Source organism: Fibrobacterota bacterium, from assembly GCA_019509785.1.
In the GTDB taxonomy this organism is placed as follows: domain Bacteria; phylum Fibrobacterota; class Fibrobacteria; order UBA11236; family UBA11236; genus Chersky-265.
This window is the reverse complement of record JAEKLQ010000084.1, coordinates 1-22,223: the sequence shown is the minus strand read 5'-3', so window position 1 is coordinate 22,223 and position 22,223 is coordinate 1. Positions and strand designations below refer to the sequence as shown.

At 59.0% G+C, this 22,223-nt stretch carries 15 protein-coding genes, 2 tRNA genes, 1 pseudogene and 1 riboswitch; of the genes and pseudogenes, 15 read left to right on the top strand and 3 right to left on the bottom strand.

Features of this window, described 5'->3' with window-relative positions; translation table 11 throughout:
* The first annotated feature begins 5 nt into the window (after positions 1–5).
* The 6 genes from JF616_21880 (at position 6) to JF616_21855 (ending at position 10,819) form a co-directional block, all read left to right on the top strand.
* Complete coding sequence (locus JF616_21880; protein MBW8890410.1) at positions 6–1,739, top strand: HAMP domain-containing protein; 1,734 nt, start codon at positions 6–8, stop codon at positions 1,737–1,739.
* A 1,303-nt stretch (positions 1,740–3,042) separates the two neighbouring features.
* Positions 3,043–3,255 carry a hypothetical protein gene (locus tag JF616_21875; GenBank protein ID MBW8890409.1) on the top strand — a complete coding sequence of 71 codons (213 nt, stop codon included), beginning with the start codon at positions 3,043–3,045 and terminating at the stop codon, positions 3,253–3,255.
* 364 nt (positions 3,256–3,619) lie between these two features.
* Positions 3,620–4,345 carry a lytic transglycosylase domain-containing protein gene (locus JF616_21870; GenBank protein ID MBW8890408.1) on the top strand — a complete coding sequence of 242 codons (726 nt, stop codon included), beginning with the start codon at positions 3,620–3,622 and terminating at the stop codon, positions 4,343–4,345.
* A gap of 27 nt (positions 4,346–4,372) precedes the next feature.
* Complete coding sequence (locus JF616_21865; protein ID MBW8890407.1) at positions 4,373–5,593, top strand: LysM peptidoglycan-binding domain-containing protein; 1,221 nt, start codon at positions 4,373–4,375, stop codon at positions 5,591–5,593.
* 46 nt (positions 5,594–5,639) lie between these two features.
* Positions 5,640–6,386 (top strand): signal peptide peptidase SppA, encoded by a 747-nt coding sequence (gene sppA, locus JF616_21860; protein ID MBW8890406.1) that lies wholly within the window; start codon positions 5,640–5,642, stop codon positions 6,384–6,386.
* 269 nt (positions 6,387–6,655) lie between these two features.
* Positions 6,656–10,819 carry a hypothetical protein gene (locus JF616_21855; protein ID MBW8890405.1) on the top strand — a complete coding sequence of 1,388 codons (4,164 nt, stop codon included), beginning with the start codon at positions 6,656–6,658 and terminating at the stop codon, positions 10,817–10,819.
* Between the two features lie 169 nt (positions 10,820–10,988).
* On the opposite strand, the gene JF616_21850 is transcribed toward JF616_21855, so the two are convergent.
* Positions 10,989–12,029 (bottom strand): hypothetical protein, encoded by a 1,041-nt coding sequence (locus JF616_21850; protein ID MBW8890404.1) that lies wholly within the window; start codon positions 12,027–12,029, stop codon positions 10,989–10,991.
* A gap of 185 nt (positions 12,030–12,214) precedes the next feature.
* On the opposite strand from JF616_21850, the gene JF616_21845 reads away from it, so the two are divergent.
* The 3 genes from JF616_21845 to JF616_21835 all read left to right on the top strand — a co-directional run bounded on the left by JF616_21845 (position 12,215) and on the right by JF616_21835 (position 13,320).
* A tRNA-Ile gene (locus JF616_21845) sits at positions 12,215–12,288 on the top strand.
* Positions 12,289–12,319: 31 nt separating this feature from the next.
* Positions 12,320–12,904: a hypothetical protein gene (locus JF616_21840; protein ID MBW8890403.1), complete on the top strand. Its 585-nt coding sequence runs from the start codon at positions 12,320–12,322 to the stop codon at positions 12,902–12,904.
* An 83-nt stretch (positions 12,905–12,987) separates the two neighbouring features.
* Positions 12,988–13,320 carry a hypothetical protein gene (locus JF616_21835; GenBank protein MBW8890402.1) on the top strand — a complete coding sequence of 111 codons (333 nt, stop codon included), beginning with the start codon at positions 12,988–12,990 and terminating at the stop codon, positions 13,318–13,320.
* Between the two features lie 84 nt (positions 13,321–13,404).
* Here JF616_21835 and nrdR read toward each other — a convergent pair whose 3' ends face one another.
* Together nrdR and JF616_21825 are read right to left on the bottom strand one after the other, a co-directional pair.
* Positions 13,405–13,863: a transcriptional repressor NrdR gene (nrdR, locus tag JF616_21830; GenBank protein MBW8890401.1), complete on the bottom strand. Its 459-nt coding sequence runs from the start codon at positions 13,861–13,863 to the stop codon at positions 13,405–13,407.
* A gap of 223 nt (positions 13,864–14,086) precedes the next feature.
* Positions 14,087–15,748: a diphosphate--fructose-6-phosphate 1-phosphotransferase gene (locus JF616_21825; GenBank protein ID MBW8890400.1), complete on the bottom strand. Its 1,662-nt coding sequence runs from the start codon at positions 15,746–15,748 to the stop codon at positions 14,087–14,089.
* Positions 15,749–15,967: 219 nt separating this feature from the next.
* On the opposite strand from JF616_21825, the gene JF616_21820 reads away from it, so the two are divergent.
* The 6 genes and pseudogenes from JF616_21820 to JF616_21795 form a co-directional block, all read left to right on the top strand.
* Positions 15,968–16,033 (top strand) — tRNA-OTHER (locus JF616_21820).
* A gap of 410 nt (positions 16,034–16,443) precedes the next feature.
* Positions 16,444–17,160, top strand: coding sequence for an ArsR family transcriptional regulator (locus JF616_21815; GenBank protein ID MBW8890399.1), 717 nt, complete (start codon positions 16,444–16,446; stop codon positions 17,158–17,160).
* Positions 17,147–18,229 carry an MBL fold metallo-hydrolase gene (locus tag JF616_21810; protein ID MBW8890398.1) on the top strand — a complete coding sequence of 361 codons (1,083 nt, stop codon included), beginning with the start codon at positions 17,147–17,149 and terminating at the stop codon, positions 18,227–18,229. The genes JF616_21815 and JF616_21810 overlap by 14 nt, the downstream gene beginning before the upstream one ends.
* A 61-nt stretch (positions 18,230–18,290) precedes the next feature.
* A pseudogene (locus tag JF616_21805) lies at positions 18,291–19,433 on the top strand (MFS transporter).
* 2 nt (positions 19,434–19,435) lie between these two features.
* Positions 19,436–20,623, top strand: coding sequence for a hypothetical protein (locus JF616_21800; GenBank protein MBW8890397.1), 1,188 nt, complete (start codon positions 19,436–19,438; stop codon positions 20,621–20,623).
* Positions 20,624–20,908: riboswitch (cobalamin riboswitch) on the top strand. It begins immediately after the preceding gene.
* A 338-nt stretch (positions 20,909–21,246) separates the two neighbouring features.
* Positions 21,247–22,223 (top strand): TonB-dependent receptor plug domain-containing protein (locus JF616_21795; GenBank protein MBW8890396.1); only part of this gene is annotated, 977 nt, incomplete at its 3' end.

Sequence of the window (22,223 nt, the reverse complement as noted above, 5' to 3'; positions counted from 1 at the left end):
TTTTCGTGCTGGGAATCCGAAGGAACTCGCTGTCCTACAAGACCGCGGTCCTCTACATCATCCTCACCATCGTCATCGTCTCCATCTTCAATTTCATCATCTGGGAGAACCAGAGCGATCTGATCACGCGCAACCAGCAGCTGATTTCCGAAAACCAATCCGTGCGGTTGAAAAGCCTCTTCACCCGGCAGCGCGATCTCATCAAGGACAAGCGCGACCCCGCGCCCTACAAGCGCGTCGCCGAAGCGGCCGCCCAGGAAGGCATCGACGAGCTCACGGTCTTCACGGAGAAGGGCGAAGTCCTCTACTACCGCGGGACCCATCAAGCTCCCAAGCCTTCGGCGGAGGAAACCGTCATCCTCAACCGCGCCATCGCCAAGAGCGAACTCGAGGACAAGGAGTTCTACCACGATATCCACATCAAGGATCGCCTGATCAACCTTTATATCCCGTCGGCTTTGCCTTCGGGCGAAGTCATCGTGGGGAAGTTCCCCATCCGCATCAAGAGCCTGGAAAGCGAGAAGAACGTGCTCTTGCGCCTCTGCCTACTGGTGACCCTGATCGTGGTGGTGATCCAATTGATATTCGCGCTCTTCCTGCGCAAGATCATCATCGTGCCCATCACCAAGCTGGAAAAGGTCACCCATGAGGTGTCCAAGGGGGATTTCAGCCAACAGGTGGACATCCAGCAGAACGACGAAATCGGCATGCTGGCCAGCTCATTCAAGGAGATGATGCTCTCCCTGGTCCGCATCCGGGAAGAGGCCAAGGGCGCCAATCCGCTCTCCGGCCTTCCCGGCAACAACGTGATCGTGAAGAAGATCGAGGACATGATCCACGCCCAGGCGGAGTTCGCGGTCGTATACGGCGACCTGGACAATTTCAAATCCTATAACGACAAGTACGGATTCTCGAAGGGCGATGACGCCATCCTGTACACGCGCGATTGCTTCCTGGACGCGGCCAAACGCTTCGGCAACCAATACACCTTCGTCGGCCACGAAGGCGGCGACGATTTCGTGATCGTGACGGAATATTCCAATTGGGAAGCCATCTGCAAAGGCATCACCGCCTCGTTCGATAGCAACGTCAAGCAATTCTATAACGAGGCCGATGCCAAGGCCGGTTTCATCGAGTCCCTGGATCGCCAGGGACGCCGCATGCGTTTCCCTCTCATGTCCATCTCCCTGGCCGTCGCCAGCAACCATTACCGCCCCATCGCCGATCATCGCGCCATCGTTTCCATCGCGGCGGAGATGAAGAAGTTCGTGAAGAAAAAGACGGAATTCCCAGTTCTCAAGCTTATCCGAGTTCTGGTTCAGCATCCGGCCGATCCTGCTGATCGTCATCCTGGTGCTGTTCTCCCTGTACTCCAACGAAGCCATCATCCAGTACCGCATGGACGAGTACAACCGGGCCATGGAAACATTGTCCCAAACCTACAACTCCAGCCATGCCCTCAATATGTTGGCCCGGTTCGAGCTGATCAACCAGCGACGCACCCAGCCCGAGGCGGACGACGCGGCCATGGAAATGAAGATGCAATCGCTGTCATCCAGCCGCCTGCTGGTCGACGACGGGCCCAAGAAGGAAAACCTCCAGACCAAGGTTATCGCGGCGGCCATCGGGGCCGTAGAGTTCATCCTGGGAAAGAAGAAATCAGCCACCGCGGTGCCCAAGCTGGTGCAGGCCGATCTCGAGGCGGCCTACTTCTTCGAGCGCTCCCGCAAATACGATAAGGCGATCGCGATCTATACCAGTAGCCTCGAGGGCGCCGGCCTTTCGAACGAAGTCTCCGCGACCTTGCTCCTGCACCGCGGCTTTTGCGAAGGCTTGACCGGCGACTACGACAAGGCCAAGGCGGACTACGATCGGGCGGCCTCCCTGGTGCCCGGTTCCGAGGAGGCGCATGTGGCGGCCAGGCTGAAGGAGCTGACCCAAGGTCTCGAGGATCAGGTCCGTTTGGCGCAGGCCAGCCAATCCACTCCGGCCCAGTCCGGCCGCCAAATGTTCTTGCTGGCCAATTACGCCGAAGCCGCCAAGAGCCTGGCCAAGGCCATCGCCAGCCCCGGAACCGACTCCGTCTCGCGCATCCAGAGCCGCTACCTGTATGGCCGTTCGCAGGAGGAGCTGGGCCAGGATAGCGATGCGGTACTGACCTATCGGCAATTGATGCAAGGGGCCCCCAATTCCGAAGAGGCCAAGAAGGCCAACCGGCGCCTGTACGTGCTGGGCAAGTTCTATAGCAATGACGAAGAGCTGGCCAAGACCGCGCTGAAGAAGATCGAGCAATACCAGGACTTCAAGTTCATCAACAGCCTGAAGGCCTTGGAAGTCCCCGATGCCCCGAAAAAGCGCGCCCCCGCGGTCGAAGCGCCCGTCAACGCCGCGGCTCCGGGAACGACCGGCTTGGAGAAGCTGGAAAAGCTGGACGTGGGCGACCTCAACGGGCGCAAGGCGGATAGCGTCGCCCATGTCAAGAAGGCGGAGAAGGCCGAAGCCGAAAAGCTGTCCGCCACTTTCAAGCAGGACGTGAAGGTGCGGAAGTCGGCCGCGAAGATCCAGGCCGATCCCCTCCGCCAGGAAGCCATCTTCTCGGCGATCGAAGGGAACCAAGGGGAGCTGGAGTTTCTTTACCAGAAGTTTATGCGCAAAGGGACGATATTCGAGGGCGACCTCACCGTCCGCATCCTGATCGACCCGACCGGGGCCGTGAAGGACGCCCGCATCGTGACCGAAAAGAGCAGCATCGATAATGCCGCCTTCAGCTCCGAGGTCCTTAAAACGGTGAAGAAGTGGCGGTTCCGCGAGGATCCGAACGCCAATGGCGACGTTCCGGTCTCCTTCCCGCTCAAGTTCGTCAACAAGCAATAAGGGAATGCGTTGTTTTCGGCTCTTGCCTTTTTTTACTTTACCTCAAGTCCCGGGTGGACCCGGACTCCAAGGTCCAGCCAAGAAAGACCGCGCGGCTTCCGATAAAGAGCTTGACAATCCCGGAACCCAAGATATATTTGCGGAAAATATGGTAAAATTGGAGGCGATATGGACCCTATGAACCCCGGCCCATGGGAGCTCGGCAGGCGTCCGAAGCACGATGACTTCGACGATTTGGAGCCGTTCGAGAACGAAGAGGACGATGTCGAGGAAGATGACGACGAAGAGGACGAGAACGAGGAAGTCGATTTCGACAATCCGAAGTTCAAGAAGACCGACATGTGGAATGATTACGCCGAGGATCTCGATTTCGAGGAATGATACCCCCGACCCCGGGCGTACTTTCCCCCGAACCCGGGTTCTCGTTTCACCATCCCCCGTCGATATTCGCGAAACCCCGCTTCACGGAGACCAGAGGATTTGCTGAAGCGGATCCTGCTCTGCGTATCGGCATTCGCCCTGTTCCAGGCTTGCTCCGGGACGAAGCCCAAGACTGCGCAGGCCGTGGGCGCTAGCCCTCAGCTTGCCAAGGACCGGCAGGACTCCCTGCTTCCTCCGTTGGTCCCGGAAGACGAAATGCTTTTTTCCGAAGTGTCCGAGTTCATCAAGCTCGGGCAGGACGGCATCCGCGACTCGCTCTGGTACCAGGCAGGGGAGGATTTCGGTATACGCGCATATCCGGACCATGCGCGACAGCGTCCAGAAGATGCTCATCTTCTCCGTGGCCATGACCCAAAAGATGGGCGAGCCGGCCCCCTTCACCCAGCAGTTCGACGAGGAGATGGAGGACGTGCCCGACTCCTCGGTGAAGGCGATGGACTCCATCACGCATTTCATCGACGGCACCAAATACACCCTGCCGCTCACCACGCCCCTGGATCCGCGCATCCTTCAGGCCATGGCCGTATTTATGGGCCCCGGCCGCGGCTATTTCACGAAGTGGCTGGCACGCAAGTCCCGCTACGAGGATTTGATCATGGCCAAGCTGGATGAACGGGATCTGCCCCATGATCTCATGTACCTGGCCATGTGCGAGAGCGGCTTCAACCCGAAGGCCTGGTCCAAAGCCTCGGCCAGCGGCATGTGGCAATTCATCAGCGGCACGGGCCGCCGTTACGGCCTGCATGACGATTGGTGGTACGATCCCCGCCGCGATCCCATGCTGGCCACCGACGCGGCGCTCGATTACCTGGACGATCTGCACGACGAATTCCAGGATTGGCATCTGTCCATGGCGGCTTACAATTGCGGCGAGGGCAAGATACGCAAGATGCTGGCGCAGGATTCCACCCGCGGGTATTGGAAAATGCCGTTGCCGCCGGAGACGCGCTTTTACGTGCCCAAGATCCTGGCGGCCATGATCATCGGGCATGATCCCAAGCGCTACGGATTCTTCATCGATAATCCCTAACCCAAACTCAGCTTCGATACCGTCACCGTGACCTATTGCCTCACCATCGCGACCATCGCCAAGGCCGCCGCGGTGAGCGAAGACACCATCATCGCCCTCAATTCGGGCCTGCGCCGCTGGTGCACGCCTCCCAATAAGACCACGGGCTTCACGCTTTACCTGCCCGAAGGCACGCGGGACGCCTTCTGGAAGAATTACCAGGCGCTGGACAAATCCTCCCTGGTCAACTGGCACCATCATCTGGTCCAGAAAGGCGAGAACCTCGGCTCCATCGCCGCCCATTACCGGGTCTCCGTCGCCTCCATCAAGGCGACCAATAAGATCAAGGGCAACCGCCTGGCGCGCGGCCAGAGCCTGATCATCCCATTGGCGCCAAGCGATGCGGCGAGGTATAGCGAACCGGACATGGCCGAAGCGGCGCCCATGCGTGGAGGCAAGTTCCGGGGCGGTAGCTATAAGGTGCGCTCCGGCGATAACCTGTTCGATATCGCCCGCCGCTTCGGGACCACGGTCTCCGGCCTGATGGCGGCCAACCACATGAAGCACGGCGCCAAGCTGCGGCCCGGCCAACGCATCCGTCTCGGTACCCGCGGCGCGGCCTCCGTCGGCGATGACATGGGCGAGGATCACCATGAACCGGTGCTTCCCGCCCAAGCTAAACGTTCTCCCAAGGCCGCCAAGGGCGAAGTCGTCGCCAAAGGCGAAACCGCCGTCAAGGGCGAAGCCCCCGCATCCGAGGATGCTGGCCTCGCTCCGGTTTCAGTCGCCAACACCCCTGCCTCGGGCCGCTTCGGCGTGCATACCGTGGCCTCCGGGGAAACCATCTATTCCATCAGCCGCTCCTTAGGAGTTAAGGAAGAGGATCTTGAGCATTGGAACGGGCTGGTCGGCAACCGTATCCAGGTCGGGCAAAAAATCAAATACCTGGCTCCCAAGGGGGCCGGGGAGGCCGTGGCGGTTCCGGACCAGGATGCGACGGATGAGGAAGGCGGGAATGGGGAAGAGCGGACCAAGTCATCCTCCGCTCCGCGTTTTTCACCAGTGGCGGCGGCAGGATTCATCGGCGCGGCTCCCGAGCGAGAAGAGCCCACCATACCCCGCGAAGATAAGCAATATTACATCGTCAAGGCGGGGGACAGCCTATGGGACATTTCGGTACGTTACCGCAGCACGGTCCAGAAGTTGAAGGACCTCAACGGGCGCCTGCCCGCGGTGCTCAAGCCGGGAACGCGCATCCGCGTCAAATGAAAAACCAAGGGCCCCGTTCGTCGTGCTGCGCATCGAAGGGCCTATCATGGGTTCGGATACCTACCTGGAGAGCATCCGCCGCATCGCCGATGACAAGGCCTGTAAGGGCGTGCTGGTGCGCATCGACTCGCCCGGCGGAGCCGTCGGCTCGAGCCAGGAAATCCACACGGCTTTGCTTTCCCTTAAGGCCAAAGGCCTTCCCGTAATCGTTAGCCAGGGGAATCTGGCCGCTTCCGGAGGCTACTATGTTTCCCTGGCGGGGGATCGGATTTTCTCCAATCCCGGTACCCTGACCGGCAGCATCGGCGTCATCCTGCAATTTCCCGAGGCGGAAAAGCTCCTGGACAAGGTCGGGGTAAAGCTCAATACCATAAAAAGCGGTGCCCTCAAGGACGTGGGCAATTTCGCGCGGCCCCCTACGCCCGACGAGATGCGCTATCTGCAATCCGTCATCGATAATACCTACGGGCAATTCATCGACGACATCCTGAAAAGCCGCAAGATCCAAAGGGCCGAATTGCTCCGCATCGCCGATGGCCGCGTCATGACGGGGAAGCAAGCCTTGGGGTACGGATTGGTGGATACCCTGGGAGGATACCGGGAAGCCGAAAACTATCTGGCATCCCTGGCGAAGCTGGGCGGCCAGCCCCTGGTGGTCAAAGAACCCCCGGCGCATTCGCGCCTCGAGGATTTCTTCGGATCGAAAGGCGAACAATCCATGAGCGGCTTATTGCAAACCGCCCGGGAATGGCTGCCCGAGCCCCACGTGGGCACCTACTTCCTCTGGCGCTGAAACCGGCCGCCTGCCATTCCGCCAGAGGCTACCAAGAGCTCAAACATCCTTGCTTCCGTGTCCGGTAGCGTGCCCTCGCCGGCGGGACTTTGTACCTATATTGGACGCAATTTTTCGTCGCATAACCAAATAGGGAGCGAAGGCCAGCCTCGATGGGAGACACGATCGCCGCCGGATTGAATCGCGCTTTTCGCCTAGCCCCAATGCTTTTGGGGACCCTTATCTCCGCACTCCCCGCGGTTTCCCGGGCGGCGCCGCTCGGTAAAGTCGTGGAAGACGTCCCGGGGCGCCTTGTGCTCGACGTAATCGTCCCTGCCTTCTCCCTCGCCCCTTCAGGGGATGGGAGCGCGCAGAAGGTAACCTGCGTTGGCTGCCAATCAGCCTCCCAATCAGGCGCCCCCGATGTTCCCGCCTATCGCTTCGCCGTGCTGAGCGGTCCATCCGCCCCTTCCGTGAATCTGGCCATCCTCGAATCGGAAACCCGCGTGCTGGCGGGAGGCATCGCGCCCTTTCCCCATTATCTCAGTCCTACCCGCATGGAATATCGCCGCGATGAGAGTGCGTTCGCCCGTGGGGGCGCGGCCGCGGCGCGGGTTTTGGATTCCCACATCCTGCGCGGCGCTCCCGTCCGCGGGGTCCAGGTCCCCCTTGCCCTCTGGGACGAAGGGCGCCACACCCTCACCTTGATCAAACGGATGCGGGTCCAGATCGAGTTCCCCGGCGTGCTTACCCGGCCCGCTCCTTCTCTGGAGCCTTTGATGCGGAGGGAGGTCAAGAATCCCGTCGGCGGCCTTTGGCTCTATGCATCCCAACGCACGGCCCGGCAAACGGTCGTGGGCGCAGGGGGGAAAGCCTTGGGGAAGCTCGCGGGAACTTCGGGGAGCCTCGCGCGGAAAACGGCCGCGCCGGTGGTTACCAGCGTCGGGGACACCCTGATCCGGTTTAAAGTCCGGAACAAGAGCGTGGAAAGCCTTTCCGAGGATGGCTATTATGCCATCGCCTTTTCTTCCCTTCCTTCCGAGGTGTCCCGCGCCATGCAGGGACGCAAACTACGTTGGATGCGGCTGCTGACGGGCATTAATGACACCCTTCCGCTCTCGATGGATTCCGCCGGGTCGCTTCCCGGCCGCTTGCATGAGATTCCCATGGAAACGGTGGATGCCGACCAAGACAGCATTTTCGGGCCCGGGGACAGCCTGAAGTTCTTCGCCCATGGAACCAATATCTGGAAACGTATCGAGAATCCCGGCACCAACATCCGTTACGAGTATTCGAATGATCCCTATTCGTTCGATAACTACTACTACCTCGATTTCGGGGCTTCCGGCCAAAACGGATTGCGCCTGGCGCCCACGCCTACGCCCGCGCAGGCAGGGACGCCGCTAACCTCCAGTCCCTATTTCCTGCATGCCGAAAGGGACCTCGAGACCGCGAATTGCGATCTCTCCACGAACAAGGACCTGGAGACCGGGCCGGATTGGCATTGGATCTGGAAAGGCGATTGCAATACCAGCCCCGATGTCGACCTCACCCCGAGGGCTCTTGCCAGCGAGGAAACCGCCATCTTGCCCAATAAAGACGGGGATACGGTGCTCTTCGGGCTTTACGCCAATCCCCGCAACGCGGTCTTCCAAGTCAAGTACCAAGGGAATATCCTGGAAGCATATCCCGATTCGATTTCCCAAGGATATTGGTTCTTCTGGGCCGGCGGCCTCCCCTCCTCCGGCGCTTTCATCCCGGAAAACGTCCATTGGCAAGGAGTCTCGCGGCGCTTCGAGGGATATTCCATCATCTATCGCCGCACCCATGTCCTCGCTTCCGGGCAGCCGACATGGATCTTCCCGACGGAAACCGGTAAAGCCGTTTCCTACCGCGTCCAGGGCGGGGAAGGGGCTAGTTGCGCACGCATCGTGGACGGCGAAGCTTCCGCCTTGTTGCTCTTGGATGGGAACGGGGTCTTTACCGACAGTTTGCCGCCGGGGGCCAATGCCCGTTACCTTGTTTTCCGTTCGCCTGCGGCCCCGACGGCCGTCGCCATAGATGTCCAGACGCTTCCCAACGCGGGCCCCAAAAGCCCGATCCGGGATTTATCCAACTGCGATGGAATCGCTACCGATAAGCTGCCCGAGTACATCATCGTAACCAACCAAACTTTGCTTGAACAAGCCCTGGAATTGAGGAACTACCGTGATTCGGCGGGACGGGTGATTCGGGTCCGCGCGGCCGTCGTGACGGTCGAGGACATCTACCGCCAATTCTCGGGCGGCAGGCTCTCTCCCGTCGCGATCCGGGATTTCCTCCGCTATGCCTACAACGGATGGGATCGGGGCTCTTCAGGCGCCGGCGCTCTCAAGTACGTGGTTCTGTTCGGCGACGGCAATTACGACTACCGCAATATCCGCGGCGCCGCACGCGGCGCTTCGGCCAATATCGTCCCGCCCTTCGAATACGTGATCCCGAACGGCTTTTCGAATTCCGACGATCAGGTTGCCAGCGACGATTTCTACGGCATTTTCGAGCCCGGCCCATTCGTCTTCGAGGGAAGGTCGCTTTCCCTTGCCGTGGGACGCATCCCCGTGCAGTCTCCGGATGAGGCTTCCGGCTACCTGGCCAAGCTCAGGGCATACGAGGACCCGAAGCAGGCGGGGGAATGGCGGGCCCACATAGTGCTTGCCGCGGATGACAATCTGCAGAGAGGGTCCGATGATAACCTCGACCCGATCTATAACGGCCATACCACGGACACTGATCTTCTGGGGAAACTGATCCAAAGCAATGAGAAGGGCGACGCGCTCGACAAAGTTTACCTCCTGGACTATCCATTGAATTCCGCCTGGCACAAGCCCCAGGCGGCGCAGGATCTCCTGACCCTCATCAATCGCGGGGCGGTCGCGATCAATTACGTGGGCCATGGCGCCACCAATCAATGGGCGGACGAAGTGCTGCTGCAGACCAACGACGCGGTGGCCCGCATGCGGAACGAAGGCCGCACGGGAATGGTGAACTCCTTCTCTTGCACCGTCGGGCGTTTCGAGAGCTTGCTAGGCGAAGGCATGAGCGAGCAATTCGTCAAGCAAAAATCCATAGGCGCCATCGGATCGGTTTCCGCAACCCGGGAATCCTATCCCGATCCGAACCTGAAATTGGCCGGGGAATTCTACCAACGCGCGTTCCCGCAGGACGATTCCGCGGTGGTGACCGTCGGCGAGGCGCTGCAATACGCGAAGGATGCCACCATTTCGAATGGTCAAACGCAGGATGTAAACAACCTGAAATACGGGCTACTGGGGGACCCGATGTTATTGTTGCGCAAGCCCCCGCTCGCGATCGCGCTTACCCAGGTCATGGATACCATACGCGCTCTCGATTGCGGTACCCTGCGCGGCCACGTGTCCGGCGGGACGGGGAAGGGGAAAATCAACCTCAAGGTGGTGGCGGGAAGCATCCACAAGGTCTATACCAACCTCGGAGCGAACCATAGGGATCAGATCGCGGATAAGCGAGGCAACATCCTTTTCGAAGGCACCGTCAATTACGTCAATGGCGACTTTTCGGCGCAATACTTTATCCCCAAGCAGATTTCCTTCGGCGACACGAATGCGATGGTGCAAGCCTTCGCCTGGGACGATTCCCTGGAGAGGGAAGGCACCACCGCCGTCCTGGGCCTGCACATTCAGGGGACCTCCACGAGTTCTTGCGCCAGCAATGACGATGGCAAAGGCCCGCAGATCCGGATCACGGGTTGCGAGAATAAGGAAACCGGCGGCCTGGATTTCCCGGAGCATGTGAAGCTGGCTCTGCCTTACTGCCTCCAGATCGACGTAAGCGACAACGCCGGCGGCGTGATTTCGGCCGAAGGGCCCGACGAAGGCACCACGGTGGAGATTCCCGGAACGCTCGATCCATTCCATCCCCAACCGGGCATCGACGATCTTTTCCATAAAACCTACCAGATCAGCTTGGATCCCAAAGTCATCCGTCCCGGCAACCATCTTCTCAAGGTATCCGCCCGGGACGGGTACGGTAACTACAGCGCCCGCCAGATGCAGATGGACGTCACCCTGGACAGCTCCCTCGTTTCCATCAGGGCCTACAATCATCCCAATCCCATGAAGCGGAACGGGACCACGTTTTATTTCGCGACCGGCATGCCCGCGGCGGAACTCGAGTTCGGCGACAACCCCGATGCGGGCCTACCACGCTTGTCCTTCGAGGTCCGTATCTTCAACCAAGCCGGACGCTTGGTCAAGGTCCTACGGAAGGTGGTCTCGGGCGAGGCGCATTGGGACGGCCGGGACGAATGGGGAACCCCGCTCGCGAACGGCGTCTATTTCTACAAGGTCACCGCCACCCAGGTTATCTTGGATACCGGCGACAGGCCCGGGTATTCCACCGTCACTTCCAAGTTCAATACCCTGGTGCTATCGCGCTGAGCGACCCCCCGCCCAGGCCCTCCTAGGCAGGATGGATCCAGGGTCGCCGCGATTCTCAGGCTGGAAATTCCCCTTACTGGAATCTCCGGCATGAAAAAAGGCCCGCCGTAAAGCGGGCCTTTTCCATGTCTGTGCGTTCCGGTTCCGGACTACGACCGGTACTCGCGGATTAAGGCAGGTATTTGCGCGAAATGCCCGCTTCGCATTTGTACTCGAGATAGGCAGGCGTGGCGCCCGAGGGAAGGTTGAAGGTAACTCCGCCGGTCTTGGACTCGTCGCCCTTCTGCACGATACCCGGGTCCGGCTTGCCATTCTTGGAGGGCTTGGGCGTTTTGCCACCTTTGTAGAATCCGCCGATGGCGGCCGTGGGCTTGTAGGTCTTGCCGTCCTTGTCGACCAGGGTGTAACCCTCGCTACGATAGGGGAAGGCCATCGAGCCGCCGTTCCAGGCCTTCACCTGGATCTTGACGGCCTTCGGGCTTGCCTCGTACTTCACGATGCCCAACAGGATGGCGTACTTGTTGATTCGGGCGTCGGGACGCTCGCCCAACTCCGCCACCACGTCGTCGTTATCGTACATCAGGTAGGTATTGAGGTTGATCTTGCGCAGCGGCGACCAGATCTTGGTCATCTCGGGGGTTTCCCCGCCGATCATCAGGGCCAGCTTGTTCAGCTTGTAGTCCGCCACGATGCCCATGGTGGGATTCTTGGCGGCTTCATCGATCTCCCCTTGGATCTGCTTCAATTGGGCCGCGACCACTTGCTGCTTGGCATCCGTGCCGCCGCTGGCTCCTGCCTTCTTGGCGGCTTCCAGGAAGCGGAACCCGCCTTCCACGCCTTCCGGCGTGCCCATCTTGATGCGGGCGTTGGCGATGTTCTGCAAGGTCGTGGCGAACAAGGCTTGGCTCTCCGGATCCGGATGTTGGAGCAAGAGGCTGGCCACGGTATCCTTTAGGACGTCGAGGAAGTCCGCGGTCGGATCTTCTTTGGCGCGCAAGCCCATGGCTTGGATATTGACCAAGGTGTAGTTCTTGTAGAACTCCTTCGAGACTCCGCCCCGCTTCAGGGCTTCCTCGTAATATTGAAGCGCGTGCAAGGGGTCGCCGGCCTTACGGTATTTGTCCGCGGCGGCTTCCTGGCGGGAACGGCAGCTGGTGAGGAAGAGGGCCAAGCTGAGACTGGCGAAGAGCGCCACCTTGGATTTGTTCATCGTGTTTCCTTTTCGTGCTTTGGTGGAAATACCGAAGGCCGCATCATCGTCCCCGGCCGGCCGAAATTCCGATGCTGAAAAATAGCGCAATCGGGCGGCTTTTGGGGCGCCATTTCGGGCTTTTTTATAACTTTCAGGTCTTCGTGCCCTTGGAGTCCGTAACTGTTACGGACTCTTGGTTTCACGGGCCCATAGCTCAGTTGGTTAGAGCAGGAGACTCATAATCTCTTGGTCCTCCGTTCAAGCCGGAGTGGGCCCATTCACGCATGCCAGGGACGGGCGGGACGGTAATGAAGAAGATCATCTTCTGGGGGGACGGGATTCTGGCCGGGCCCTCCGGGTTCGCGGAACTGTTGCTGAACCATATCTTTTTGCATCATCCTCGCGCGAACGTGGCCACCTCGCTTTATGGCGGGGAATCCGAAACCTGGCAGGCAGCTGCCAAAAACACCCCCTTCCATGTGATCGGGAAATCCCCTGACCTGGCGGTGCTGGGGTTTGGTTATGCGGATCTGGCTGAGGGACGTGGCCCGGAAGAAATCGCGCCCATCGCCCAGGGCATGATCACCCTAATCCTCCAGAAAACCCAGTGCCGGATCAGTTTGCTCTCGGTGGTCTCCTCTTTCTTCCCCGAGCCCGCGGACCGGGAGAAATGCCATGTCCTGAATCGCCGTCTTCGCGAGCTCGCGGGACCGCGCGTCGATTTCGTGGATTTGGAAGGCCGGGTGGAGCGTTTCCTGCTTGAACATAAGCAGGGGGCGGGGGAGAAGCGATCCTTGCATCTGGACAGCGGCCGCCTCACGCCCCTGGGACGGCTATTCCTGGCCCATCATGCCTTCCATCTCATCGCTTGGCCTGTAGGCGCGGAAGCCTGATCCGCGGGCTCTTCCGTTAGCCAGTAACGCCCCATTTTCCTATATGAGAAGTTTCTAACGACGCCGCCAAGCCGGGAGGGATTATGGCAGAAGAAGATCAGCATAGTCGATTCCTCCGCAAGAATCTCGCCCTGAGCAAGGCCTACGAGATATCCAAGAAGGACAAGTTCAAGGAGAAGGTCGTCAAAGGCGAGATCAAGCCCGAGACCGTGGCTTGTTACCGCTGCAAGAAAATCCGCCCCTGCCTGAAGTTCAGCATCATGGAAACCGGACGCGCCGAAGGCGCGGTATCCGTGTCGAACGAATACGTGCCCCTCTGCGAAGAGTGCGCCCCCAAGCGCAAGAAGAACCCCAGCGAGTTGAATCCCAAGCAGATCAATGCCCTACTTAGGGGTGCGAAGAAGGGCAGAATCTAAAGGCGGGGAAGAGGTCGGTTAAGAAGGGCCGGCTTGTTCGCCAACATGTTCGATGCGGAGCCGACCTTCAGGCCGGCTAAAAGTTCAAGTGTAATTCTGCTGCATGACGGAAATCTCGGAGAGGAACTCCTTGATTTCCTTGAACTTGCGATAAACGGAGGCGAAGCGGATATAGGCCACCTCATCCACGGGGAACAAGGCCTTCATGCATAGCTCGCCAATCACCTTGGATTGGATCTCGCCGTCCGTCATGCCTTGCAGGCTGTTCTCGATCTGGTCCACCATCTGCTCGATGGTTTCCGCAGCGACCGGGCGTTTCTTGCACGCCGTGTAGAGGCCGCCCAAAACCTTTTGCCGATCATAGGGCTCGCGACGTCCATCCGCCTTCACGATGGTGAGCGGCATGGTCTCGACGTATTCGTAGGTGGTGAAGCGTTGACCGCAGCTTAGGCACTCGCGACGCCGACGGATAGCCTTGCCTTCCCGGCTTGAGCGGGAATCGACCACCTTATCTTCTTCGCATGTGCAGAACGGACACTTCATACTGGGTCCGCTTAATATATCCAACTCTAAACACTTAATCAACAGGCGGGTTTAAAAAAGGAAAGAAAGGTGATGCAAGAGGCATCACTTACAAGATTTGATTTTCCGGGGAGTTAGGCGCTTTTGAGCCAGCGCCCATTCCCCAAATTCACGGGATTCGGCCCCTGAATCAGTGCAATTTCCGATGCACTTATCCACAAAGCCTGTTGAAAACCCTTGCGACTTAGCCTTGTTCCAGCTCCAGTGTTTTGGTAATCGCATCGCAAACCTCGGCCGGCCCGAAATATTGGATGGGTCCCGGATACACGAAGGCATCTTCGATCTCCCACTTTGACCGGCTCGCCGCCAAGGCTTTGAAGGCCGGCCCGTCCAGATCGACCAAGGCCTTTTGGATGACCGGCTTCAAATGTCCGTGGCGTTGCTCCATGTTGAACATCATGGTGATGGGAATGCCCCCGGCTACCCATTGGTCCGGTCCCTTGGAAACGTTCCGGATCGAGGCCATGTAGCCGGTGCGCCCGCTGCGAACCAGGATGGCGGCCACGCACCCCAGGCTGTAGCAATAATCGGAGTCGAAGTTGGAAGGCGCGGCGGCGCGCCCTTCGTACCCGAAGAAATGCCGCTGGGAGGAGAATTTGCCTTTGAACGAAGGCGATGCCTTAAGCTTGCGCCCCACCAACTCGGCGAGCAGGGCTTCGGTCTCGATGAGGGAGACCTGCACGTTGCCGTGCGGATCCCGATCGAGCAAAAGTTGGAGTTGAATGGTCTTAGGCAGGGAAGCGAAGGTCTTGCCGAGGTCGGCGGTGGATGCTTCGGCCCCCAGCCATTTGGTCATGATATCGATCTTGGCCTCGGCCGAATCCAGCTTGGCGAATTCGTCCGCGTGCTTAGCCAGCAGGTCGTTGAGGCGGCCGATCAGCTTCTTCACCGAGGGGATGAACTCGATAAGTCCCTCGGGGATGAGTACGACGCCGTAGTTCTTGCCGGCGTCGGCCCGGGCCGAAATGACGCGGGCGATGTCGTCGACGATCTGTTCCAGGCTTAGGTTCTTCTTCTCGACCTCTTCGGAAACGAGGGTCACGTTGGCCTGGGTCTGCAGTCCGGCTTCCAAGGCGATATGGCTGGCGGAACGGCCCATCAGCTTGATGAAATGCCAATACTTCTTGGCCGAACCCGCGTCGCGGGCGATGTTGCCGATCAACTCGCTGTAGGTCTTGACCGCGGTGTCGAATCCGAAGGAGACCGGGATATGGGTGTTTTTGAGATCGCCATCGATGGTCTTAGGCACGCCGATCACCGAAGTGGACAGGCCTTTGCCCTTGAGGTATTCCGCCAGGATAGCCGCATTCGTGTTGGAGTCGTCCCCGCCGATGATGACGACCGCGTTCAAGTTCAGGTTCTTGATGACCTCGATGCAACGGTCGAACTGCTCGGTCGTTTCCAGCTTGGTGCGCCCTGAGCCGATGATATCGAAACCGCCGGTGTTCCGATAGGCGTCCATTTTGGCCTGTCCGATGATCTCGTACTTGCCCTTTTCCAATCCCGAAGGGCCGCCCAGGAATCCGATGATCTCGCTCTGGGGATGGATGGCCTTGATGCTGTCGAAAATCCCCGCGATGACGTTATGGCCGCCGGGAGCCTGTCCGCCCGAAAGCACGACGCCTACGCGCAAAGGTTTGGCTTCCCCGGCTTGCTCGCCCGCCTGCAGGGAAAGCAGCGCGGCGCCGTAAGTGGTCGGGAAGCTTTTCTTGATGGCCTCGCGATCTTTGGGAGGTTCCGCTGCCGCTCCCTCCACGACTTTCACCTTCGCGATGCCCTGGCGCAGGGAAGGCGGGACTTTCGGCTGGTATTGCTTGCGATGCTTTTCGAGGATGGAGAGGCTCACGGTAGGTCCTTTGGGTTGCGATGGGCGCGCTGGCCGCGCCCCGGGGGCCAAAAATAGATCCGCCGCGGTTGAATTCCGAGGAGCCCGGACCGTGTCAGAACGTCGCACCGTGCCGGGAAGAGAAACCAGGCGCGGCCCGGCCGTTTTATTGACGCCCAAGCGGCCGTTTAGGTAGATTATCCCAGCCATTGGAAAATGCTCCGCAAGGAGCATCTTCTTCGGGATGTGGCTCAGTCTGGTAGAGTACCTGAATGGTCGTGGGTTCGAATCCCGCCATCCCGACCAACTCGAAAACCCGGTCCTTCGGAAGAGGGGCCGGGTTTTTCGCTTTATATCCCCTTAAATACAATAAAATCACGCACTGGACATGCATGGTGATCGGGGCGGATCTACGTTGGTCCGGGTAGGTCGCTGTAGTCAAATCGGGCATTTCCCGAAAAATATTTACGTACCGTTTACGTACCTCTAGGCTAGGTTACGGCCGATTTATTTCGGCCCTCAAATCGGACAAAAGCCTGATCTCCGCAACTGGTCCCTCTTCGACAAGTGGTACCGATTGCTTAGGTCTGTAATGCGGAATCGATGGCGGTCTTTGGCCCAGGGCCAAAAACCTTCGCATTGACGCATTTCGCATCTAGAAATACTATTCAATAGAACAGTTGAATAAACGGAGTTAACGTGGCAAGAGGGGGACTGTGAGCGATTCGACTTCCTTGAAAGGCGCAGTCTACGAACAGGTTGCTCGTATCGGCAAGGCCATATGCAGCCCTCAGCGGTTGGAAATCCTTGCGGTCTTGTCCCAGAGTCCCCGGCATGTCGAGTCCCTTGCGGACGAAACGCATTTAACGATCGCCAATACCTCCCGGCACTTGCAAATCTTGAAAGCGGCCCGATTGGTCGAAACGGAACGCCATAGGAACCAGATCCTCTACCGGCTCGCGGATGAATTCGTGGGGGAGTTCTTGCGCGCCTATATCGGCATGGCCGAGAATCGCCTGGCCGAAATCGAACAAATTGTCAAACGATTCCATGCAGGCAAGGAGGATTTGCAACCCGTGGATCGCGAGGCCTTAATCAAGGCCGTGCGCAGAGGCGAAGTCCTGGTCTTGGACGTCCGGCCCCGTGAGGAATACGAAACCGGCCATATCCAAGGCGCGGTTTCCATACCTTTGAAAGAATTAGAAAAGCGGCTCGCCGACTTGCCCAAGTCCCAATCCATCGCGGCCTATTGCCGCGGACCATACTGTATGTTCGCTGTGAAGGCCGCGGAAGTCCTGCGGCGCAAAGGCTACGATGCCGTGGTACTGAAAGAGAGCGTACAGGATTGGAAGGCACTGGGATATCCAGTCGAATCGGGTCCGGGAAAAGCACGGGCCTCGAAGGAGAAGGGTCGCTTGCTTGGAAAATCCTGAGACGAGCCTGGACATCGATGCGGAAACGCTCCGCGAATGGTTGGAAGCAGGGAAAGCCGTTACCGTGCTGGATGTGCGTCCGCAAGGGCAACGCGAGGAGTGGTCCATCCCCGGCAGCATGCATGCCGATGTCTATGATGCGATCAAAGCGGGCGATGCCGAAGCGGTGCGACGCCTGAAGGTACCGCAAGGGATTCCGGTCGTCACGGTCTGCGCTATGGGCAAGACCAGCAAGAAGGCGGCGGATATCCTGGCGCAAGGCGGCTTTGAGGCCTTTTCCCTGGCCGGCGGAATGCAGGCCTGGAGCCACGCCTGGAACGTGGCCGATGTCCCGTTCGATCTTCCCGAGGCGGAGCTCGTCCAAGTCCGCCGGGCTGGAAAAGGCTGCCTTTCCTATCTCCTGCTGTCCCGAGGCGAGGCGGTGGTCATCGACCCTTCCGTGGATCCCGAGGTTTATCTTACGCTTGCGGAAAAGCGGGGTGTACGCATCAGGGCAGTGCTGGATACCCATGTGCATGCGGACCATTTTTCCAGATCCAAGGCCTTGGCGGATAAAGCAGGGATTGGAACCCAAGACTTGCGCGAAGGCGAATCGATTCCCCTCGGAAGGCTACGATTGGAGGCATGGGAAACCCCGGGCCACACGCCGGAAAGCAAGTGTTACATCCTTGAGGGGCGCGCGGCATTCACCGGGGATACCCTGTTCCTGGATTCCATCGGCAGGCCGGACCTCATCGCGGGATTGGATCCGAAAAGGCAATCCGAAATCCTGTATGCTTCGATCCGCCGGTTGGCAGGACTATCCGACGCCACTTGGATACTACCCGGCCACCTGTCTGTCCCGCCCGCGTTCGATGGCAAGCCCCTGGCCGCGACCCTGGGAGAGCTGAGGACCCGGAACAAATACCTTTCCGCATCCAAAGAGGAATTCCTGGTCTCGCTTGCGGTCGGAGGGAACTCGCCGCCTCCCAACTTCGAGAGGATCGTGGAGGCCAACCGGAGCGGAATCCTTCCCGAAGGGGATTGGGCATTGCTTGAAGCCGGTCCTAACCGCTGTGCCCGTGCCTGACGCCGGCCCCCGCCCGTTGGTCGTGGGGATTAAAGCGAATCTCCCCCAGTTCGCCTTGCTCATGCTCATAAACGCTTTCGTGGGCGGTATGGTGGGTTTGGAGCGCACCGTGGTCCCGCTCATCGGCACGCGGGAATTCCATATTGTCCTGAATGCCACCGCGACGAGCTTTATCGTCACCTTCGGTCTTTCCAAGGCCGTTATGAACCTCTGGTCCGGTGCCATGGCGGATCGTTACGGTCGCAAGCGTATCCTTGTCCTGGGGTGGATTGTCGGGCTCCCCGTCCCGTTCCTGATCATTTAGATCGTGGCGGCGAACATCCTACTGGGAGTGAACCAGGGATTGGCCTGGTCGATGGCCGTGGTGATGAAGATCGATTTGGCCGGGCCCAAGAGCCGAGGCTTTGCCGTGGGCCTCAACGAGTTCACTGGCTATCTCGCCCTAGGCGCCACGGCATGGGCCACGGGATATCTCGCTGCCTGGTATGGTTTGCGCCCTTATCCCTTTTACCTGGGGATTGGGTATGCGGTGTTGGGTCTTTGCTTGTCTGCATTCCTCATGAGAGAAACCCTTCCATTGGCCAGGTTGGGCGCGGCGAGCACTTCAGGTCCGAAACGGGAAAGCTTCTGGAGCATATTCAAAAGGACGAGTTGGCAGGACAGGAGCCTGTTTTCGGCTTGCCAGGCCGGATTGATCAATAATCTCAACGATGGGATGTCCTGGGGTCTCTTTCCGCTTTTCTTCGCCTCCAAGGGGCTCGACGTGGAATGCATCGGGACCCTTAAGTTCATCTATCCAGCGGTATGGGGCGTGGCGCAATTGGGGACGGGCCAGCTATCGGACAAGGTGGGTCGGAGGCCCCTAATCCAATGGGGAATGGTCCTCCAAGCGTTGGCCATATGGATGGTAGTGGCTGTAGAAAGCTACCACGCCTGGATCGGCGCAAGCATCCTATTGGGTCTCGGAACAGCCATGGTCTATCCGGCGCTCTTGGCCGAGGTGAGCGACCGGGCCCCGGCGATCCAGCGCGCGGCTTCGCTGGGGGTCTACCGGTTCTGGCGGGACAGCGGATATGCCGTGGGGGCGTTGCTCTCCGGCCTTTTCGCCGACGCCTTCGGCTTCGTATGGGCAATAGTCCTGGTGGGAGGGTTGACCTTTGTTTCCGGTATCCAGGTCGCATTGGGAATGCGGGAAAAGGAGTGACGATGAAGCGGGCTTGGATCAAGTACGCTTTGGCTGGGATGGTTTCGTTAATAGAGATTGTCGGTTGCGGATCAATTCCTCGCATTCCGGTGCACGGAACATTTTTGGGCCACAAGCTGGAAACGACCGTGGACTCCGATATCGCGCGGTATTTCGTAGAGCGCTATTTACCGGGGCAGCGGGAAAAATCGGATCTGGATGGCCGGATTGAAAAGGTTTTGAATGAACATAGAGGCGTTCCAGATCGCGATGAGCTTGGAAGGATCTCCGATTCCACCTCTCCGGATTTTGCGGCCTTATATCTCGCGTTGCGTTTACATGAACTTCCAGAGAATCGGAACTTGCAGGATCGGTTTGAGGCAAACGTGGTCCGGCTGCGATCGCGCCTTAAGGCTGGAGGCGCGGACTCGATAGACGGGAGCGCGCATTACCGCGTGCTGCTGGTGCCAGGTTGGGATTACCAATCCAACGGCAAGGTAACCGGGGCCGATTTCGCGCAGCCACGCAAGCTGCTTTCCCGCCTGGGGATGGACAACCGCTTGGTCGGGATCAATCCGGTGGGTTCGGTAGAACAGAATGCCAAGGATGTTGCGGAGGCGGTCGCCCGTGCACATGATTCGGGCAAAAGCCTCATTCTGGTCGGCCCCAGCTCGGCTGGGCCTGCGATTCATTTGGCTCTGGCCAAATTGATCCCGGAAGATCAGAAGGCATCAATCAAAGCATGGGTCAATTTGGGAGGCATCCTCCAAGGGAGTCCGCTCCTCGAATATTTGCAGGTGTGGCCGAGAAGTTTGCTCCTTGGCGGAGTCATCTGGTACAAAGGGTGGAAAAAGCCGGACGTGATGAGCATGTCGGCTACGGTCAGCCGCGAGCGGTTCAAAAGCCTTAACATCCCCCCAGATTTATTCATCGTCAATTACATGGGAGTAGCGATGTCGGGTGAGCTGAGCAAGTACTCCCGGGACAAATATCCAGTGCTCCGGAGGTGGGGTCCCAACGATGGGCTGACCTTGTTACCGGATATCATCGCCCCGGGAAGCCGGACTCTCCTTGCCCTTGGAAGCGATCATTTTTTCGCAGAAGACCCTGAAATCGATTTGAAGACGGTCGCCATTGCGCATACCATCATTCAATCGTTGGAGAAACGGCCAATAGGACTCCCGATAGACAAATGGGCCTTGCCTAATTAACTTCGGCTTTCTCTTACGGGGAGCGAGTGAACGGGCCCGGCCCTTTCACCCGCATAACGAGGAATTCCGTGCAATCCGGAAGCGAGCTCGTCGCTGTAAGCGGTACGAAACTTCTAGGGACCATCCGAGCGCATTTCCGCGCATCGGATGGGAACCCAACCACTGGCCGAACGGGATTCCATCCCTTCAAGCCGGGAAGGTGAAGGAGTAGGTTGGAAGTCGAAGCGATGCTTCGGCCTCCGGGACCCGCGAGCCAGAAGACTCACCTGCAAGAGTTCTAGTGTGGCTTACCCACACGATACGAGTTGGCCTTCGAAGCAGGGGCCGGCCGGTCCGCGTAGGTTTCTTCCTGCCCGGAGTCCGATCCTGCGCAAAATTCGAAGGCATGTCCGAACCCAGGAAGCAACCGGCGAGAACCCGGAGGTTTCCGCATTGAGGAAGAGCGCCTGTCCATGCCTGTTTCGGCTCCGCTTCTTAAAGCCTATGTAATCCGTTTTGTCCTGATTTTTTCCATGGCCGCATGCGTATGCGGCCGGACCGCCGCGGCAAACGCGCCCGCCGATAGCATCCTTGAACTTGAAGGGAAGACGGTCCAGGCGTCGAGGCTGAATAAATCGCCGGACATGCTGCCCCAGAAAATCGAGATCATCGACCAACGCGATATCGCCCTCACGGCGTCCGATGACCTGACTGATCAACTGAAAAAATCCTCATCCATAGACGTGGTCCAATATCCCGGCCTGCTGTCGGGGGTGGGCATGCGCGGCTTTCGGCCCCAGCTAGGCAGCCTAAACCAGAGAACCCTTCTGCTCATCGATGGGCGGCCCGCCGGCGTCACCAATTACTCGACCCTGGATCTGGTCCCTGTGGAACGGGTAGAAATCCTCAAGGGCCCTTACTCCGCCTTGTACGGCCCCCAGGCGATGAGCGGCGTGATCAACGTCGTGCCTCGGCGCTCAACCGGGAAGATCCAGAATGAAGTCCGCGCCGGAACGGGGAGTTTCGGGCGTTTGCAAGGGGCCTTCATTTCCGGAGGCAGCCTTACCGAAAAGTTGAATTACGACCTAGCCGCCCGCTCCTTCGCCCAGACCCGGAACTACCGCATCGGGCGGGAACATACCCTGAAGGATCTGGGTTTCGTGGAGGATGATCGGCCTACGATCTTGCCCAGCGGGGCCCCCGAGGAAAGGAAAAGTGATCAAGGCGATAGCAAGAACCGTCCGTTTACCGAATACGAAGAGCAGATCGCCAATCTGCGCCTAGGGTACGACTTTAATGATAACTGGCGCCTTGAAACCCATATCAATGTGTACGACGCGCCCAATGCTGAGAGTCCCGGAGACATCTACTACGGCCTCACCCAGCCCGGGCGCCAGAGCCTTGAAAACTATAACGGTGACGCCAGCCTGCGCGGACTCTTCGGCATCCACGATTTGGAGTTGCGTGCCTATGCCGCTCGCGAGGTTTCCCAGACTTTCAACGTCGCGAACGATTTCGAGAGTTATGAAAGCACCTTCGATTTCTCGGGGGTCATGTTGCGCGACAATATCGCCTGGAAATCTTACTCCCTTACGGCCGGCGATATTGTCGCGCAACATGA